The 17,471-nt window shown below is 72.5% G+C and carries 19 protein-coding genes; 14 read left to right on the top strand and 5 right to left on the bottom strand.

The window, feature by feature from the left end; translation table 11 throughout:
* Positions 1 to 27: 27 nt before the first annotated feature.
* Complete coding sequence (locus tag ACGFK0_RS01490) at positions 28 to 480, top strand: DUF742 domain-containing protein (RefSeq protein ID WP_392898442.1); 453 nt, start codon at positions 28 to 30, stop codon at positions 478 to 480.
* Positions 481 to 520: 40 nt separating this feature from the next.
* Positions 521 to 1,135, top strand: a complete 615-nt coding sequence (locus ACGFK0_RS01485; protein WP_392899570.1) for an ATP/GTP-binding protein — start codon at positions 521 to 523, stop codon at positions 1,133 to 1,135.
* A gap of 31 nt (positions 1,136 to 1,166) precedes the next feature.
* Here the strand turns inward: ACGFK0_RS01485 and ACGFK0_RS01480 are convergent, their stop codons facing one another.
* On the bottom strand, positions 1,167 to 1,520 hold the full coding sequence (locus tag ACGFK0_RS01480) for an STAS domain-containing protein (protein ID WP_392898440.1): 354 nt from the start codon (positions 1,518 to 1,520) through the stop codon (positions 1,167 to 1,169).
* Positions 1,521 to 1,697: 177 nt separating this feature from the next.
* Between ACGFK0_RS01480 and ACGFK0_RS01475 the strand changes: the two genes are divergently transcribed.
* Positions 1,698 to 5,321 carry an AAA family ATPase gene (locus ACGFK0_RS01475; protein WP_392898437.1) on the top strand — a complete coding sequence of 1,208 codons (3,624 nt, stop codon included), beginning with the start codon at positions 1,698 to 1,700 and terminating at the stop codon, positions 5,319 to 5,321.
* A gap of 11 nt (positions 5,322 to 5,332) precedes the next feature.
* Here ACGFK0_RS01475 and ACGFK0_RS01470 read toward each other — a convergent pair whose 3' ends face one another.
* The gene (locus tag ACGFK0_RS01470) at positions 5,333 to 7,249 is read right to left on the bottom strand and encodes an ABC transporter ATP-binding protein (RefSeq protein ID WP_392898435.1); all 1,917 of its coding nucleotides are present in this window, start codon (positions 7,247 to 7,249) and stop codon (positions 5,333 to 5,335) included.
* A 258-nt stretch (positions 7,250 to 7,507) separates the two neighbouring features.
* Between ACGFK0_RS01470 and ACGFK0_RS01465 the strand changes: the two genes are divergently transcribed.
* The 6 genes from ACGFK0_RS01465 (at position 7,508) to ACGFK0_RS01440 (ending at position 11,240) form a co-directional block, all read left to right on the top strand.
* The gene (locus ACGFK0_RS01465) at positions 7,508 to 8,689 is read left to right on the top strand and encodes an LCP family protein (protein WP_392898432.1); all 1,182 of its coding nucleotides are present in this window, start codon (positions 7,508 to 7,510) and stop codon (positions 8,687 to 8,689) included.
* A gap of 38 nt (positions 8,690 to 8,727) precedes the next feature.
* Positions 8,728 to 9,021: a hypothetical protein gene (locus ACGFK0_RS01460; protein ID WP_392898429.1), complete on the top strand. Its 294-nt coding sequence runs from the start codon at positions 8,728 to 8,730 to the stop codon at positions 9,019 to 9,021.
* An 85-nt stretch (positions 9,022 to 9,106) separates the two neighbouring features.
* Complete coding sequence (locus ACGFK0_RS01455) at positions 9,107 to 9,265, top strand: hypothetical protein (RefSeq protein WP_392898427.1); 159 nt, start codon at positions 9,107 to 9,109, stop codon at positions 9,263 to 9,265.
* A 169-nt stretch (positions 9,266 to 9,434) separates the two neighbouring features.
* On the top strand, positions 9,435 to 9,590 hold the full coding sequence (locus ACGFK0_RS01450) for a hypothetical protein (protein ID WP_392898424.1): 156 nt from the start codon (positions 9,435 to 9,437) through the stop codon (positions 9,588 to 9,590).
* 100 nt (positions 9,591 to 9,690) lie between these two features.
* Positions 9,691 to 10,179, top strand: a complete 489-nt coding sequence (locus tag ACGFK0_RS01445) for a glutathione peroxidase (protein WP_392898422.1) — start codon at positions 9,691 to 9,693, stop codon at positions 10,177 to 10,179.
* 152 nt (positions 10,180 to 10,331) lie between these two features.
* On the top strand, positions 10,332 to 11,240 hold the full coding sequence (locus ACGFK0_RS01440) for an oxidoreductase (protein WP_392898419.1): 909 nt from the start codon (positions 10,332 to 10,334) through the stop codon (positions 11,238 to 11,240).
* Here the strand turns inward: ACGFK0_RS01440 and ACGFK0_RS01435 are convergent.
* Positions 11,237 to 11,812 carry a TetR/AcrR family transcriptional regulator gene (locus tag ACGFK0_RS01435; RefSeq protein ID WP_392898417.1) on the bottom strand — a complete coding sequence of 192 codons (576 nt, stop codon included), beginning with the start codon at positions 11,810 to 11,812 and terminating at the stop codon, positions 11,237 to 11,239. The two genes, ACGFK0_RS01440 and ACGFK0_RS01435, sit on opposite strands and share 4 nt — an antisense overlap.
* 124 nt (positions 11,813 to 11,936) lie before the next feature.
* Between ACGFK0_RS01435 and ACGFK0_RS01430 the strand changes: the two genes are divergently transcribed.
* Positions 11,937 to 12,419 carry a Uma2 family endonuclease gene (locus tag ACGFK0_RS01430; protein WP_392898415.1) on the top strand — a complete coding sequence of 161 codons (483 nt, stop codon included), beginning with the start codon at positions 11,937 to 11,939 and terminating at the stop codon, positions 12,417 to 12,419.
* A gap of 14 nt (positions 12,420 to 12,433) precedes the next feature.
* Here ACGFK0_RS01430 and ACGFK0_RS01425 read toward each other — a convergent pair whose 3' ends face one another.
* Positions 12,434 to 12,976 carry a methylated-DNA--[protein]-cysteine S-methyltransferase gene (locus ACGFK0_RS01425; protein WP_392898412.1) on the bottom strand — a complete coding sequence of 181 codons (543 nt, stop codon included), beginning with the start codon at positions 12,974 to 12,976 and terminating at the stop codon, positions 12,434 to 12,436.
* A 360-nt stretch (positions 12,977 to 13,336) separates the two neighbouring features.
* On the opposite strand from ACGFK0_RS01425, the gene ACGFK0_RS01420 reads away from it, so the two are divergent.
* The 4 genes from ACGFK0_RS01420 (at position 13,337) to ACGFK0_RS01405 (ending at position 15,286) form a co-directional block, all read left to right on the top strand.
* Positions 13,337 to 13,474 carry a hypothetical protein gene (locus ACGFK0_RS01420; protein WP_392898409.1) on the top strand — a complete coding sequence of 46 codons (138 nt, stop codon included), beginning with the start codon at positions 13,337 to 13,339 and terminating at the stop codon, positions 13,472 to 13,474.
* A gap of 75 nt (positions 13,475 to 13,549) precedes the next feature.
* Positions 13,550 to 13,906, top strand: coding sequence for a hypothetical protein (locus tag ACGFK0_RS01415; RefSeq protein WP_392898406.1), 357 nt, complete (start codon positions 13,550 to 13,552; stop codon positions 13,904 to 13,906).
* A 61-nt stretch (positions 13,907 to 13,967) separates the two neighbouring features.
* Positions 13,968 to 14,285: a DUF3817 domain-containing protein gene (locus ACGFK0_RS01410; protein ID WP_392898404.1), complete on the top strand. Its 318-nt coding sequence runs from the start codon at positions 13,968 to 13,970 to the stop codon at positions 14,283 to 14,285.
* A 77-nt stretch (positions 14,286 to 14,362) separates the two neighbouring features.
* Positions 14,363 to 15,286: a GNAT family N-acetyltransferase gene (locus ACGFK0_RS01405; RefSeq protein WP_392898401.1), complete on the top strand. Its 924-nt coding sequence runs from the start codon at positions 14,363 to 14,365 to the stop codon at positions 15,284 to 15,286.
* A 640-nt stretch (positions 15,287 to 15,926) separates the two neighbouring features.
* Here ACGFK0_RS01405 and ACGFK0_RS01400 read toward each other — a convergent pair.
* Positions 15,927 to 17,129 carry an MFS transporter gene (locus ACGFK0_RS01400; RefSeq protein ID WP_392898399.1) on the bottom strand — a complete coding sequence of 401 codons (1,203 nt, stop codon included), beginning with the start codon at positions 17,127 to 17,129 and terminating at the stop codon, positions 15,927 to 15,929.
* Positions 17,130 to 17,471: the final 342 nt, after the last annotated feature.

Here is a 17,471-nt window from a genome sequence, read left to right as displayed (position 1 = left end):
TGACTGACTCTGACGGAGGTCGGCGACATGGATCGAGGCAGCTTCGGAGGCAGTCCCGGGGTCCCCGGGCGCTGGCCGGGTGATCAGGGGAGGGTTCCGGCCCAGGGACGCCCCCCCGAACGGCCCGAGGGCGACGGCAGCTCGCTGGTGCGCCCGTACGCCGTGACCGGCGGGCGGACCAAGCCGCGCTACGACCTGGCCATCGAGGCCCTGGTCACCGCGGCTCCCTACCCGCCGCGGGACGTGGCCGTGCTGACCCCGGAGTACCGGGCGATCATGGACCTGTGCCGTTCGGCCCGCTCGGTGGCCGAGGTCTCGGCCCTCCTGCGCCTGCCGCTGGGGGTGGCGCGGGTGCTCGTCGCCGACATGGCCGTCGAAGGGCTGCTGCGGCTGCACCAGTCCCAGCCCGCCACCACCGCCGGCGGACAGCCGGACCTCCGCTTGCTAGAAAGGGTGCTCAGTGGCCTTCGGAAGCTCTGACCAGGTTCCGGTCCCGGGGCCGCACGGCGGAGAGGCCGAGCTGACCTCGGTCAAGATCGTCGTCGGCGGCGGGTTCGGTGTCGGCAAGACCACCTTCGTCGGTTCGGTGTCGGAGATCATGCCGCTCACCACCGAGGCCGTGATGACCGCGGCCAGCGCCGACGTGGACGACCTGTCGGCCGTGCCCGACAAGACGACCACCACGGTCGCGATGGACTTCGGCCGCGTGTCGCTCGACAGCGAGCTGATCCTCTACCTGTTCGGCACGCCCGGGCAGCACCGCTTCTGGTTCATGTGGGACGACCTGGTCCGCGGCGCGATCGGCGCCGTCGTGCTGGTCGACACCCGCCGGCTTGAGGACTGCTTCGCCGCGGTGGACTACTTCGAGGAGCTCGGCCTGCCGTTCGTGGTGGGCGTCAACGGGTTCCACGGCGAGTTCCAGTACGCCGTCGACGACATCCGCGACGCCCTGTCGATCAGCGCGCACGTGCCGATCGTCCAGTGCGACGCGCGGAGCCGCGAGTCGACGAAGCAGGTGCTGATCATGCTGGTCCAGCACGCGATGTCGGTGCACGCCACGCCCTCCGCGGGGGCGTCCGCGCCGCCCGCCGCGCCCGGCGGCCAGTTGGGCAGCGCGTCGCCCAGCTGGACCTGACGCCCAGCTGGACCTGACATCTGCGTGAGGTTCAGCCGGCCGGGCCGGGTCCGGCCATCGCGTCCTCCACGGTCGCGACGACGGGGATCCGGCGGTGGAGGCCGGTTATCTCCAGGGTGCGGCGGATGAGAGGGCGGGGGGCGGCGAGGGTGAGGCTGCCGCCGGCCGCCGTGGTGGCCTTGTAGCAGGCGACGATGACCGAGAGGCCGCCGGAGTCCATGAACTCCAGGTCGGCGAGGTCGAGGACCAGATGCTCGCCGTGTTCGCGGCGGGCGTCGCTCAGCTGCCTGTGCAGGTCGTCCGAGCAGGCGATATCGAGTTCTCCGCGCAGCCGCACGACGGCGCGTCCGCCGTGTGGCCGCGTGGTCACTTCCAGGAGCGGCACGCGGGTTTCTCCTCGTGTCTGCACTCATTCGTCCGGCGAATGGTTTCCATACGACAACTATCGCCGAGGACGGCCCGCCTGCCAAACGCGGCGCGCGACGGGGGTGTGCGTGATCAAGCCGGGTCATAGGGTGCTGTCGGACGCCATGCCCGACCCCATGTAGGAGAAGGACCCCAGGTGAGTTCCCCCCGGCTGCCGGATCATCTCGAAGTGCTGCTCACCGAGGAGCCCGTGCTGGACGTGTACGCGTACGGGCCCTGGCGCGTCCCCGACGGCCTGGTCGAGGAGATGCGCGAACGCGCCGTGGAGTACAACCGGGACCCCCGCGCGGTGGTGCTGACGCGGCAGCTCAGCGACTTCTACGGGGGCGACACCAGTGCGGCGGGTGCCGAGCAGTGGTCGCTGCTGACGTTCCTGCTCGGCGCGTCGGCGGTCCGCGGCGGGTCGCGGGGGGACGTGGACTACGAGCTCCTGTCGGCGTTCCTCGCGACGCCCGAGTCCGCCGTCCAGGACCCGCTGGCGTGGTTCACGCAGGGCGGGCGGTGGCGTCCGCCGGGCCTGTGGCTGCCCGAACCGGCCGGGAACGACCGCGAACGGCGCACGGTGATGTTCGAGCTGGCCCGCGCGGGGCTGGACGTCTTCGAGGGGCTGGAGCCGGTGGAGCGGCGCAGGCGGGCCCTGATGGCGCTGTTCGACCGGCGCGCCGCCGATCCGGAGCTGCGCGAGGTGGACATGAGCGTCCCCAACGCGCGGCTGGAGGAGGCGTGGGCCGCCGGGCTGACCGACGGGGAACTGGCCGTCCTGCCCGAGCTGGCGGGGCCGGTCGGATATCTGGGATGGGCGTGCGCCGGGCTGGACACCGCGCATGAGCGCCTGGCCGGGGCCGTCGCGGACGGGGACGAGCCCGACGTCGCTCTCGCCCGGCTGCTGCTGGCGGCCGAGGCGACGGTCGTCCCGGCGGAGCTGGCGGTGGTGCTGGGGACGGCCCGCTACGAGAACCTGGAGGAGCGGTTCCGCGCGGCGCGTGAGGGCTTCTCCGTCGAGGCGTGGCAGCAGGACGTGCGTGCGTGGCTGGCCAGGGGACTGGTCGCGGGGGAGGCCGACGCGGCCCGCGCGTGGCTGGACATGGCCGTGCGCATCACGGGCGCGGTGCAGGGGTTGCCGGAGTCGCCGGTCAGCCCGCGGTGCCGTGTGCCCGTCCGGCCGTTCCAGGCCGATCTGCGGCGGCTGTTCACCGCGCGGCGGGTCGTCAACACGCTCGGCGCCACTCTGGGCGCCGCCCGCAACGGCGGGGAGACCGCGCAGACGCGTCCCCGGCGGGACGACGTCGAGGGGGACGCGCTGGTCGGGCAGCCGGAGCTGTCCGGGGTGCTCCGGGACGCGGTGACGGCGCGGCTGGCCGGTGAGCGGCCCGTCCGGCTGCTGATCGCCGGCCCGGAGGGCACCGGCAAGGGCACCGCCGCCGAGGTCGTGGAGCGCCGGCTCGCCGAGGGCGGCGCGGTCCGCGAGGCGATGTGGATCTCCGATCAGGTGTTCGCGTCGCTGGGGGTGAGCGACGCCGTCCTGTGGCTGCAGTCCCGCGTCCGGGACTGCCTGGAGGCCCGGATGCTCCTGGTGGTGGACGACCTGGAGAAACTCGCCGCGCACGAGCGGTGCGGTGCCGCCGCCGCGGAGGAGCTGCGGCGGCTCATGGCCCGCTCGCCGTCGCTCAGCGTCGTCGCGCTGTGCCGTCCCGGCGGCGACCGGCGGCTGTTCGACGCCAACCCGGCGCTCGTCCGGGCGTTCGACGTGGCCCGCACGCGGGACTTCGCCGAGGACGACTTCGCGGAACTGTTCACCCTGGCCGTCGTGCGGCGCGGCGCGCACGTCGAACCGGAGGTGGCCGCGACCGCCGCCGGCATGCTGCGCCGTACCCCGCCGCTGCTGAACCTGCGCGGTGCGCGGCTGGTGGAGCACATGGCGGGCGAGGCCGTCGAGGCGGCGGCCCGGCGCGCCGGCGAGGAGGCAGGGCGCGCCGGCGAGGAGGCCGGGCGGCCGGACGCCGCCGCACCGGCCGGCCCCCCGGAGGTCACGGCGGAGGACCTGCCGCAGCGGCTTGTCCCGGGCCGCTCCGCCGGCACCGACCCGCTCGCCGAACTGGCCGCGTGCGCCGGCATCGAGTCCGCCAAGCGGGAGGTGGACGCACTGGTCGCCGAGGCCAGGGCCGCGCGGCTGCGCCGCGAGGCGGGCATGACGGCGAGGGCCCGGCCCCGGCACCTGGTGTTCATCGGGAACCCCGGCACCGGCAAGAGCAAGGTCGCGGGAATCCTCGGCCGGCTCTACGCCGACCTCGGCGTGCTGTCGTCCGGGCACCTGGTCGAGGTGGAGCGCGCCGACCTGCTCGGCGAGTACGCGAGCGAGAGCGTCCTGCGGGTCCGCCGGGCGGTGGAGCAGGCCCACGGCGGTGTCCTGGTCGTCCGCGACGCGCACGCCCTGGTGTCGGCCGCCGCGGACGCGGCGCGGGGACGCGAGGTCCTGGACGTGCTGCTCACCGGCGTCCAGGCGCACCCCGAGGACCTCGTCGTGGTGCTGACCGGCCCGGAGGCGGAGCTGAACGGGCTGCTGAAGTCGCATCCCGACCTGGCCGCGCACTTCCCCCGCACCGTCCGGTTCCCCGACCTCACCGAGGACGAGCTGGTCGAGGTGTTCGCCGCCAAGGCCGCCGACTCGGGGTTCGAGCTGGCGCCGGGAGTGCTGGAGAAGGTCCGCGAGCTGGCCGAGGCGGCGCCGCGCGAACGCGGGTTCGGCAACGCCCGCGCGATGATCCACCTGCTCGACCGCGCGGTGGCGATGCAGGGCCGGCGCGTCCTGGCCGACGGCATCGTCGACGAGACCGAGTCGCTGGACGAGATCCTGCTGGAGGACGTCCCCGGCACGCTCACCCGCGGCCGCGACGACGTCCCCGGCGACCCGCTCGCCGAGATCGACCGGCTGATCGGCCTGGCCGACATCAAGCGGGAGGTGTCGTCGCTGGTCGCCGAGGTCCGCGCCGAGCAGCTGCGGCGCGACGCCAAGCTGTCCCCGGCGTCCCCGTCCCGGCACATGGTGTTCATGGGCAACCCGGGCACGGCCAAGACGACGATCGCCCGGCTGATCGCCGCCGTGTACGCGCGGCTCGGGCTGCTGTCGTCCGGCCACCTGGTGGAGGTGACCCGCGCCGACCTCGTCGCCGAGTTCATCGGGCAGACCGCGCCACGGGTGCGGGGCGCGGTCGAGCGCGCCCTCGGCGGCGTGCTGTTCGTGGACGAGGCGTACGCGCTGTCGTCCTCGGGCGGCGACCGGCGCGACTTCGGCCATGAGGCGATCGCCGAGCTGCTGCGGCTGATGGAGGAGCACCGCGGCGACCTGGTCGTCATCGTCGCCGGGTACGACGCCGAGATGGAGGGGTTCCTGAAGGCCAACCCGGGGCTCAAGTCCCGGTTCCCGAAGGTGCTGCGCTTCCCCGACTACTCGGGCGACGAGCTCGTCACGATCTTCGAGTTCATGGCGGCGGAGGCCGGGTTCGTGCTCGCGCCCGGCACCGTCGACGCGGTCCGCGGCCTGGTCGCCGCGCAGCCGCGGGGCTCCTCGTTCGGCAACGCGAGGCTCGTCCGCAACCTGCTGGAGGCGGCGATCTCCCGGCAGGCGCGGCGCATCACCGCGCAGGACGACGAGGAACCGGGAGGCGTCGAGGCCGCCGAGGTGGGGACGCTCCGCCCGGAGGACCTCCCCGACGCCCCCGCGCCCGAACGCGGAGGCATCGGCTTCGGCGCCTACCTCTGACCTGCCCGTGTTCAGTCGGCCCGTGTCCGGCCCGCCTGCGTGTGCGCGTCGCCGTTGCCGTAGGCGGCGGCCTGGAGGGAGTACAGGTCGGCGTACAGGCCGCCCCGGGCCATCAGGGAGGCGTGGTCGCCCTCCTCGATGACCGTGCCGTGCTCCAGGACGTAGATGCGGTCGGCGTAGCGGACGCTGGCGAGCCGGTGCGTGATGAGCAGGACGGTCCGGCCGTCGGCGTGCGTGCGGATCCGCTCGAACAGCTGGTGCTCGGCCCGCGCGTCGAGGGCGGCGGTCGGCTCGTCGCAGATCAGCAGCGGCGCGTCGCGGAAGAAGCCGCGGGCGACGGCGAGGCGCTGCCACTGGCCGCCCGACAGTTCCGCGCCGCCCTTGAACCGGCGGTCCAGCAGTGTGTCGTACCCGTGGGCGAGATCGCCCACGACCTCTTCGGCGCCGGAGGCGCGGGCGGCGGTGAGCAGTGCCGGGGCCTCGTCCTCGCCGGGGACGTGATCGCGGCCGCGGCCCATGGTGATGTTCTGCCTGGCGGTCATCGGCCAGTGCGTGTACTCCTGTGCGATGACGGCGATGCGTTCCCACACGTCATTGGGCGCCACCTTCGTCAGCGGGACGTCGTCCCAGAAGACCTCGCCCGCGTCCGGGTCGTACAGGCCGGCCATGACTTTCGCGAGCGTCGTCTTGCCCGAACCGTTCTCGCCGACGAGCGCGACCACCTCGCCCTTGCGCAGGTCCAGCGAGATGCCGTTGAGGGACGGTGCGTCCGAGCCCGGGTAGGTGAAGGCGACGTCCCGGACCCGGATGCAGTCGAAGTCGTCCGGGAGCCGTTCGCGCTTCTCCGTCTTCGCGGGCGGCAGCGCGCGATGCGGGATCTTCTTCTCGGCGGCGGCGCAGAAGTCCTGGTAGTCCCCGAAGTACAGGCCCTCCTCGTAGCACCGGTTGACGGCGAACACGAGGTTGGCCAGGGAGGACTGCCCCGTCCGGATCGCGAGCACCGCCGTGCCCGCGACCGCCAGGGGCACCGCGCCCTTCCACAGCATGATCCCCAGCGTGATGTAGACGGCCGCCGTCGCGACGCCCTTCAGCATGTCGCCTGTGATCTTCACGATGGTCTGGCGGCGGGCCACGTCCAGTTCGACGCGCCGCTGGTAGGAGGCGGCCCGGTCGTACTGGTTCAGCAGGAACGGCCGCATCGTGAACGAGCGCACCTCGGGGGCGTGCCGCCGGTCGACCATCAGGTCGGAGAGGATCCACTTGCGGCGTGCCACCCCGACGAGGGAGAGCATCATCAGGTACCGCATGCGTGCGCTGCGGACGGACGCCCAGCCCTCGGGCACGGCGGTGAGCAGGAGCAGCGGCAGCAGCAGCGGATGCAGCACGCCGAGCGTCCCGGCGGCCGCGATCATGCCGACCGCGCCGGTGAGGACGTCCACGGCGAACTGGACGACCATGGGCGCCGACATCATGCCTCGTCCCTGCGCGCGTTTCAGGTCGTCCAGGAAGTCCGAGTCGTCCAGCGCGGTCAGGTCCACCGCGGTCGTCGCCTCGTACAGCCGCAGCTCGACCAGCCGCTCGACCTGCGGGTCCAGCCGCGCCTGCGCCCAGCCCGCGCCCGCCTGCAGCGCGGCCCGCATCGCCACCGCACCCGCCACCAGCGCCAGCGAGGGCAGCGCGTCGCGGACGCGGGACGGCGTCGGCGCGGCGCTGAACAGGGCGGTGAGCACGCCGGTCGTGGCCAGCAGCCAGAATGCGGTGAAGAACCCGGCGGCGAGGTTGAGGGAGATCGTGGCGATCGTGTCGGCGCGGCTCGCGCGCCAGGCCAGCCGCGCGGCCTGGACGATCGTCGAGGGGAGCCGCCGCGCGATCGTGCCCATGCCCGTCTCGGTGAGCTCCCTGTCCCGGGCGTGCCACGAGAGGATCACCTCCGGCAGGCCGGGGTCGGGAGGCGGCTCTCTGCGGCGCCGGGCGCGCCGGCCCGGCCCACGCAGCGCGAATCGCCGGGAAGAACGCCGTCGTGTACCCATACGCCGCCCTCCGCGCGTCCTGCGTGCCAAGGGCAGTGTGCGTCCTGAGGACGACGGTTTCCGCTTCATATGTCACATAGCGCGGTGATTTGGCCGTATGGACAATCATGCAGGAGAAGGACGCGGCGGACGCCCGGGAAGTCTAAGGTCTACGGCATGAACGACGGCTGGCCGGAAGGCCGGACACGCAAGGAGGGCGACCGCGTGGCCCGCAGCAGGCACCACTCCGTCCGGGCGGAGCATCACCAGCCCGCCTACGGGCGGGAAGCGTACGGCGATTCCTACGACCCGTACGACGACCCGCATGCCGGTGACCAGCTGCGCGGCGGAGCCCGTCACGGCCAGGGCGACCCCTACGGCGGCCCTCCGCCCCGGCGGCGGCGGCGCCGCGGTCGCGGCGGGCGGGTGTTCGGCGCCATCGTGGTCGTCCTGCTGCTGGTCCTCGCCGGCAGCTACTTCTACCTGGACTCGCGGCTGAAGCGCGAGGCGGTGCTCGTGGACTACCCGGGGCGCGTCGCCGACACGCCCGGGACGAACTGGCTGATCGTCGGCTCCGACAGCCGCGAGGGCCTGTCGAAGGCCGAGCAGCGCGAGCTCAGGACCGGCTTCGCCTCGGGGCGGCGCACCGACACGATGATGCTGCTGCACTACGGCTCCGGCGGGACGTCCATGATCAGCCTCCCGCGCGACTCCTACGTCCCGATCCCGGGCAAGGGCCGCAACAAGCTGAACGCGGCGTTCGCGTTCGGAGGCCCCAAGCTGCTGGTCCGGACCGTGGAAGAGGCCACCGGCCTCCGCATCGACCACTACGCCGAGATCGGCCTCGGCGGCTTCGTCGGTGTGGTGGACGCCATCGGCGGCGTGGAGATGTGCATCAAGGAGGACCTCAAGGACCCCAAGGCGGGGCTCGACCTCAAGGCCGGCTGCCAGACCCTGAACGGCGGCCAGGCGCTCGGATACGTGCGGACCCGCGCGTTCGCCCGCGCCGACCTCGAACGCGTCGAGAACCAGCGGCAGTTCTTCGCCGCGCTGATGAAGAAGGCGGCGAGCCCGGGGACGCTCCTCAACCCGTTCAAGAGCGTCCCGCTCGCGATGAACTCCACCAGCAACTTCCTGGTGGACGAGGGCGACCATCTGCACCACCTGGTCCGCATGATGTGGGCGATGAAGGGCGTCAGCGGCGAGGACGGCGTCACGACCACCGTCCCGATCGGCGGCAACGGCAGCGCGGCGGGCGTCGGCTCGTACATCACCTGGGACAAGGCCAAGGCGTCCAAGCTCTTCGAGGCGCTCAAGCAGGACCAGCCGATCCCGCAGGACGTCATCCAGAAGAAGTGACGGGGACCGGTTCCCGTCCGCTTGGTTAGAGTCGGGGCATGGCCGATGTGACGCCGGACGGCGCCGAGCTGGAGGAGCTGCCGTCCAAGGAGCTGTATGAGCGTGCGATGAGCCTCGCGAAGGAGCGGCGCGACGTCGGTTTCCTGTGGGACCTGCTGCGCGCGATCCCCGCCGCGGCGGCGTCCATGGGGGAGGTCGGCCGCGCCGAGTTCGATCTGCTGCACGGCCTGTCGCTGCTGGAGGAGTTCACGCACGCGGGTGAGGGGGAGATGGCGGACGCGCTCCGGCCCTTCTACATCGACTACCTCACGGCGCACGCCAACGGGACCTGACCGGCTCTTTGCCCGTCGTTGCTCTCTGGTCGGCCATCACTGGGAAACACTCTCCGTAGTTAATTGACTGCAGAGGGTGGTTGAAGTGAACAAGAAGCACATGAAGATCGCCGCCATCGCCTTCGTGGTGTGGTACGTCATCAGCAGGCCCGAGGGAGCGGCGAGTCTCGTCAACAACGCCCTGAGCGGACTCGGCACCGCCGCCGAGTCGTTGTCGCAGTTCATGAGCGCCATCCCGGGCTGACGGGCGGCTCCCCGGCCCCGCATCCCCGGCGGTGCGGGGCTTTTCACGCGCGGCCAGCAAGCGGTTGCCTCCGCGTCACAGTAAAATCGCGCTTTGCGGGCAGACGCGCCTGGGCACAATTGGATCGGGTCAGTTGTGTCGCTGCGCTACAACCAGGGACGGCGTACGGATGAAGAAGAACCTCCGCTATGTGGCGATCGCGTTCGTCATCTTCTATTTGCTGAGCTCACCCACGGATGCTGCAGGGGTGGTCAACAACGCCTTCAGCCAGCTCGGCGAGGCGGGCAACCAGTTGGCCGCCTTCGTGAACGCCTTGGGCACGTGAGGATGCGCCGGCGGCGCGGGCCCGCGGGCCCGGCGGCGCCGGCGGGTGATCGAACGAGGACATGGCCGGCCACGGAGGGCGATCTCCTAGGATCGGCCCCATGTCTGTCTTCGACGTAGAAATCGACGGCCTGCGGGGCGGACCCGCAGACCTCGGCCAGTACCGGGGCAAAGCCGTGCTCATTGTCAACGTCGCCTCCAAGTGCGGCCTCACCCCGCAGTACTCCGGCCTGGAGCGGCTGCAGGAGAGGTACGCGGGACGCGGCTTCACCGTCCTCGGCGTCCCCTGCAACCAGTTCATGGGGCAGGAACCCGGCACCGCGGACGAGATCGCGGAGTTCTGCTCGGCGACCTACGGGGTCACGTTCCCGATGACCGAGAAGGTCGAGGTCAACGGCGACGGGCGGCACCCGCTGTACCAGGGGCTGGTCGGCGCGCCCGACGCCGAGGGCCACACCGGCGACATCCGCTGGAACTTCGAGAAGTTCCTGATCTCCCCCGACGGCACGGTCGCGGCCCGCTTCGCGCCGCAGGCCGAGCCCGAGGCGGACGAGGTCGTCGCCGCCATCGAAGAGAACCTGCCGGCCTGAGAGCGGACGCGCCCTCCGCGTCCGGAGGGCGCGCCCCGCGGCTGTGAATTGCGCCACACGGCGCATTCGCCGTCCGTTTTCGTGGACGCCCGGCTGCGCGGCGCGGCCGGGTCGTCTAGCTTGTGAAGTCGCGATATGACGTGGAGGTGCCCATGCGCGGATGGACGACCGGAGACATCCCCGATCTGCACGGCCGGCGGGCGATCGTCACCGGTGCCAACAGCGGCATCGGCTACCACACCGCTCTCCAGCTCGCCCGGCACGGCGCGTCCGTCGTGCTGGCCTGCCGCAGCGCCGAACGCGGCCAGGCCGCCTTCGACAGGGTGAAGGCCGCCGCGCCGGACGCCGACCTCGTCCTCGGCTCACTGGACCTCGCCGACCTGGCGTCGGTCCGGGAGTTCGCGGCCCGGTACGGCGACGCGCCCGTCGACATCCTGGTCAACAACGCCGGCGTCATGGCCATCCCGCGCCGCTCCACCGCCGACGGCTTCGAGATGCAGTTCGGCACCAACCATCTCGGCCACTTCGCCCTCACCGGCCTCCTGCTGCCCGCGCTGCGGTCGGCCCCGTCCCCCCGCGTGGTCACGCTCACCTCGGCGTTCGCCTGGTCCGGCCGGCTGAACTTCGACGACCTGCAGGGCGAGCGCCGCTACCGCAAGTGGTCCGCCTACGGCCAGGCCAAGCTCGCCAACCTGATCTTCGCCCGGGAGCTGGACCGCCGCGTCCCCGAGGTGACGAGCGTCGCCGCCCACCCCGGCTACGCCGCCACCAACCTCCAGCAGACCGGCCCCAGGATGCAGGGCAGCCCTCTGATGGAGAGGGCCGCCGGCCTGGGCAACGCGGTGATGGCCCAGTCCGCCGCCGCGGGCGCCCTGCCGTCCCTCTACGCCGCCACCGCCCCGGACGTCCACGGCGGCGCCTGCTACGGCCCGCGCCTGCTCCAGTACCGCGGCGCCCCGACCGAAGTGGTCACGCCTCCGCGGGCGAACCGTCCCGCCCAGGCCGAACGCCTCTGGGAGATCTCCGAAACGCTCACCGACGTCACCTACGAGAAGGCCTAGCGAAGCCCCGCGGTGGCCTGGGCCAGCGTCGCAGCGATGACGGTCCCGGCGTCCGACGGCGCACGCTGCGCGAGGCGCGCGGCCGTATCGACCAGCCCCTGGATCAGCTCCGCCCGCAGCGCCGGCTCGGCGACGCCGCCGTCCTCCAAGGCGGTGACGAGCGGACGCAGCAGCATCGCGTGCCCCACCCGGATGCGCTCAAGGGCCGGTTCGGCCAGCGCATGCTCGGCCAAGGCGACCGCGGCGGCATGCCGCCCGTCGGTCATGACGCCGAGCTGAACCCGGATGTAGGCCTCGACCTTGCCGTCCAGATCACCGGGACCGGTCAGCGCGTCCTCGACGAGGGACGCCCACCGGGGCAGTTCCTCCTCGACGATCGCGGCGACGAGATCGTCCTTCGACCGGAAGTACTCGTACAGGGCCGGCCGCGACAGCCCGACCCGCCTCGCCAGCGCCGCGAGCGACAGCGCCTCGATGCCCTCCTCCGCCACGAGCGCCCGCGCGGCGTCCAGCAGCGTCCGCAACTGCCGCGCCCGATGCGCCGCGACGGTCGCCTCACTGATCCTCGGCACGCCCCCCATCCTACGATTCCCGACTATCCGTAGGTAAGTTTCGACTCCCGGCGCATCTGGCTGACAGATCCTCTAGAGTCCGGGTCTCTCGACGTAACCGAGCGAACGCCCAGTGTGATCGCCTGTGGATCACACCCACATGACAGCGATTAGCCATCAGCTCTGTACGGGGCGTCTGGCGCGCATCCTGATCGCCGCCGCACCGGAAGACTTCGACATCACCGAGGGTGCCAACGTCCCGTGTGCGGGGGAGGGGGCGACCCCGGACGTGGTGCTCGGCAACGCCGAGGCCATGCAGGCCGCTACCGTGGCATTGGATCCCGGCGAGATACATCTCGTGGCCGAGGTGGTCAGCCCGGGAAAGCGGAATCGCATGCGGGACTTCACCGACAAGCCCCGCATGTATGCGGCCGCAGGGATTCCCACGTTTCTGCGGGTCGAGCTGATCGGTGAGGGGGCGCCCTGCGTCGAGGTGCTCGTGCTCAAGGGCGCCGAGTACGTGCAGGCCGACCGGGTGTGCGCGGGCCGGACTCTGCGGCTGTCGGAGCCGTTCGAGGTCTCGTTCGACCCGGCGATTCTCGTGGGACCGCGCCGGCCCGGCGTCTGAAGGCGCCGTGGGGCTCAGGGGGCGCGGGTGAGGTCCCAGTCGAGGGTGGCGGGGAGTGCGCCCTCCAGGGTGAGGAGCCAGCGTTTGACCTCGACGCCGGAGCCGCCGCTGTAGCCGCCCAGGCCGTTCGAGGCGACGACGCGGTGGCAGGGGACGATCAGCGGAATCGGGTTGCTCCCCATCACCTGGCCGATGACCTGCGCGTGGACGCCGGTGCCGCTGCGGTCGCCGAGGCCGCCGTAGGTGATGACCTGCCCGTACGGGACGGAGTCGTGCAGCGTCGACAGGACCTGCCGCTGGACGTCGGACGTGAGCCGCCAGTCGATCGGGACCTCGAACCGCTTCAGGTCGCCGGCGAAGTAGTCGCGGAGGGCCGACAGGGCCGGGGCCGGGCGGCCCGGAGCGTCCACGACGGGCAGGCCGGTCGCCTTGGCCGTGCGGGCACGGGCGGCGGGGGTGTCATGAAAGTGCAGGGAGACGACTCCCGTCTCGGTCTCGGCGATGAGCAGGCGGCCGAGCACGGTGTCGACCGTGCCGAACGCGAGGGTCTCGGTCATCGTGCGGCGCTCCTTCCGGAGTGTTCAGCGTCCCATGCGGATCCGTCATCTTCTTCAACACCGCTGCGGCTCCTCACGTTGCGTGGGTGCGGTGGAGCCGGGCGGACTCCTTGACCAGGCGGCTCGAGCCGCCCCGGGACGCCACGTCCGCGACGGCCGGGATCGTGCCCCTGGCACCGGTGGTCTCGGCGACGCGGGTGGCCGCGCTCGCCGCGACCGACCCGCTGCGTCACCACCTCGACCCTGAGACCGTCACCGCGCCCGGACGCGCCCTGATCGCCGGCCTGGGATCCCCGGGTTCGGGCACACCGTCTACAAGTCGGGCGATGGGCGGCGACCCTGGGTGCGGTCGCGGGCCTCGTGCCGGGTGCGGGGGAGGCGGTCTTCGCCGTCGCGCGCACCGCAGGGTGGCTCGCGCACGCGCTGGAGGAGTACGGCCGGGGCGGCCCGCTGCGTCCCCGCGCCGTCTTCACCGGGCCGCCGATTCCCGCCGGGTGACCGGCGCGCGGGCCGTCCATGCGCCCGGACGGGGTCGTGGCCGCACTCCACCGGGCCGAGGGTAGGCTCGGGGGTGTGCGACGGTTCCTCACCCCAGGCTGGCTCGGGCTGCACCTGATCGCGATCGTGTTGTGCGGCGCGTTCCTCGGCTTCGGCTGGTGGCAGTACGACCGCGCCCAGAGCGGCAACGACCGCAGTTGGGCCTACACCTTCGAGTGGCCGATCTTCGCGCTCTTCGTGGTCGTGATGTGGGTCAAGATGATCCGCGACGAGCGATCGGGCGCCGCCCCGGCGCCCGCGGTGATCGAGGAGCCCGCGGAGGCGGAGATCACGCGGCGGATCATCCGGCAGCAGGAGGACGAGGATCCCGCCCTCGCCGCCTACAACCGCTACCTCGCGCGGCTGAACTCCGAGAGCGGCGGACGCCGCTGACCCGTCCGCACGGGCCGCCCGTGCGGGCCGTCGACGAAAGGTGTGATCTGTGGAAGGCGCGGTGACCAGGTACCGGATCCTGGCGCTGGTGGTCGGCACGCTGCTGGTGCTGCTGACGATCGGCATGGTCCTGAAGTACGGGCCGACCGACATGCCGGAGATGGTGGCCGTCGTTTCGCCGATCCACGGCTTCTTCTACATGGTCTACCTCGCGGTCGCGTACGACCTGTGGCGGCGCACCGGCTGGCCGCTGAACAGGATGGCGGTGATCGTGCTCGGCGGCATCGTCCCGCTGATGACGTTCTTCGTCGAGCGCCGGATCGTGCAGGACGCGCGGGAGCTGGGCGGCGCGAAGGCCGAGGCCGAGGCGAGCGCCTGACGGCCGTTCCTCAAGGGACTGGATGACCGCCGCCGGGTCGACTAATGTTTGACTGAGTCAAACATTGGGAGGTGGGCATGGCGGTGACCGACGGGGACATCGGCACGGTCCGGTCGTTCAACCGGTTCTACACCGGGGTGATCGGCGTGCTCGGCGAAGGCCTCGTCCAGACGCCGTACTCCCTCACCGAGGCCCGGGTGATCTTCGAGCTGGCCCAGCGGGACGACACCGAGGTCCTCGCCCTGCGCCGCGCCCTCGACCTCGACGCCGGCTATCTCAGCCGGATGCTGGCCCGCTTCGAGGCCGACGGGCTGGTCGGGCGCGAACGTGCGCCCGGCGACGCGCGCCGGCAGATCGTCCGGCTCACGCCGCGGGGCCGCGAGGTGTTCGCCATGCTCGACGAGCGGTCCGTCGCCGAGATCCGCGCGCTGCTGGACGGGCTGCCCGCCGATGACCGGCGCCGCCTCCTGGCCGCGATGCGCTCCGTCCACGGCATCCTCGGCGACCGCCCGCGCGGGGACGGCTTCGTCCTGCGCCCGCTGCGCCCCGGCGACCTCGGCTGGATCGTGGAGCGCAACGGCGCCCTCTACGACCGGGAATGCGGCTGGGACCGCACCTACGAGGCCCTCGTCGCCGAGGTCGTCGCCGATTACGTGCAGAACCATGATCCGGAACGGGAGAACGCCTGGATCGCCGAATCCGGCGGCATGCGGGTGGGCGGCGTCTTCTGCGTCCGCAGCGCCGGCGACGTCGCGCAGCTCCGGCTGCTGCACGTCGAGCCGGATGCCCGCGCGATGGGCATCGGGGCGGCGCTGGTCGGCGAGTGCGTCCGCTTCGCGGCCGAAGCCGGATACTCCGAGATCATGCTGTGGACGACGGCGCTGCAGCGTCCGGCGCACCGCCTCTACGAACGGGCCGGATTCGTCCTGGACGAGGAGGAGCCCCCGGTCGAACGCTTCGGGGACGTCGTCCACGGGCAGGTCTGGCGCAGGAAACTGTGAACCGGGCCCGCGGGGGCGTGACGCCTCCACGGGCCCGGCTCCGCAGCGATCCCTGACTGCGTCGGCGGCCGGGACGGGGGTCGGACGGAGGTTCCGGCCGCCTGTGTTCACCGGCGTTGCGCCGGTTCGGCTCAGGACTGGTTCCCACCTCCCTTCCGCTCCGGCCGGCCGGGGGACCCGTCCGGCGCTCGGGGGAGGGCGCCGCCACGGCGCCCCGGTGACGGCGGCCGGGCCGGCGGCACGGCTCGGGTGATGCCGCCGGCCCGGCTCGTGGGGGACGCCGGTGCCGCGGGGGCGTGCGGCACCGGGGTCCGGGGATGGTCGAAGGGCCCGGCTGGTCCGGTACGGCCGAGGACCCGAGGTGTATCGCCGCCCGCCCCGCCCGCGGCACCCGTTGGGGGACGGTGCCGGCCGCGGTGGAGCGCGCCGCGATCGCCCTCGGCCGTACGGGCCGGGCCGCGCGGGGACGGGGGCGCGGGGACGACGCGGGTCTCACGCTCCGTGCGGTGCATCCCGGTCCCTCCCGTTTCCCGACCTGGGGCTTTGCCGCCCCGAGGCCTTCTCGCTCACTCTGTGTCACGAACCTGATGCGTTAGGTACCCGCGCGTCATGCGCACGTAAACCGGCCCGCCGCAAAGAATCATGATCGCGAAGCGGACTTTGCCTCCGCATTGCCCGGCACCCGCTCCGCCGCGGCGGGGCGGCGGCGCAGGACATGGCGGGCCAGGGCGAGGACGGCCAGGAACGCCACGAGCGCGCAGACGCCCGTCCAGCCGTACCGGGAGTAGCCCGCGGCCCCCAGCCAGGAACCGGTGCTCCCGCCCAGGAAGGAGCAGGTCATGTAGGCCGTGTTGAGCCTGCTCCGGGCCTCCGGCCGCAATGCGAAGATCCGGGACTGGTTCGCGACCATGCCGGACTGCATCGCGACGTCCAGCAGGAGTGTCCCCGCGGCGAGCGCCACCAGCCCGGACCGCCCGCCCGCGGCGCCGGCCGCGAGCACCCCGGCGGCCGCGATCGTCCCGAGGATGGCGACGAGGCCGACCGGATCGGAGCCCCGCCGGTCGACCTGCCGTCCGGCGATGGGCGTGGCGATCATGGTGCCCGCGCTGACCAGGGCCAGCACCCCCACGGCCTGCGCCCCGAACCCGTAGACGGGCCCGGTGAGCAGGAGCGCGACGCCCGTCCAGACGGCCTGGAACCCGCCGAAGATCGTCGCCTGGTAGAAGCACGTCCGCCGCAACTCCGGCTCACGCCGCAGCAGCCGCAGCGGCTCGGCCAGCAGCGCGGGATACGACTGCTTCGACGGCGGGACGGTCGCGGGCAGCGCGAACGCCAGCGCCGCCGCCAGGCACAGGGCGACCGCGGCGGAGACCAGGTACGGTGCCCGCCAGCCGAGCCACTCGCCGATCATCCCGCCGAACGTGCGGGCCAGCAGGATGCCGCCGATCGACCCCGACAGCAGCGTCCCCATGACCGCGCCGCGCCGGTCGTCGGCCACCAGCCCGGCCGCCATCGGCGCGATGACCTGCGCGACCACGGTCGTGATCCCGACGAGGGCACTGGCGCCGGCCAGCGCAGGCAGCCCGGGGGCGCCCGCCGCGCCCAGCAGCCCGATCCCGGTGACGACGAGCATCACCACGATCAGCGGCCGGTGCGGGAACCGGTCCCCGAGCGGCACCAGCAGGAAGTTCCCCGCGGCGTACCCGAACTGCGCCGCGGTCACCACCAGCGCGGCCGTTCCCGGCGACACGTCCAGGCCGGACGCGACCAGCGGGCTGACCGCCTGCGGAAAGTAGATGTTCCCCACGGCGACGCCGCAGGTCAGAGCAAGTAGGAAGATCACCCGACGGCTGAGGCCAACGGGTTGCGAGGCATGCGAGGACACGGATGCTCCATCGATTCGACGCGGCAGGATCGAGGCGGCGGGGGAGAACCCCCGCGCGGGACTCGCCTCGGCGTCGAGGAGCGCGGTGCCGGCTAGGCCGTGGTGCGCTCCGCCGCCGAGGCGCCGGTCGTGGACTTGCCGAGACCCGTGTACACGATCTGCCTCCAGAACCGGAGCCGGAACATCACGCCGAAGATCGCATACCCCCCGTTACCACCGCAACCCCCTTTCAATCTTGGCGTCGTACCGCGCCTGCGTCTCCTGCCGGCTGGCGCAAGGGTGTCACGGAAGCCGCGCGGT

The sequence above is a fragment of the Spirillospora sp. NPDC048823 genome (assembly GCF_043198445.1).
Taxonomy (GTDB): domain Bacteria; phylum Actinomycetota; class Actinomycetes; order Streptosporangiales; family Streptosporangiaceae; genus Spirillospora.
The sequence above is the reverse complement of the archived record's forward strand: the minus strand, read 5'-3'. Positions and strand labels throughout refer to the sequence as shown.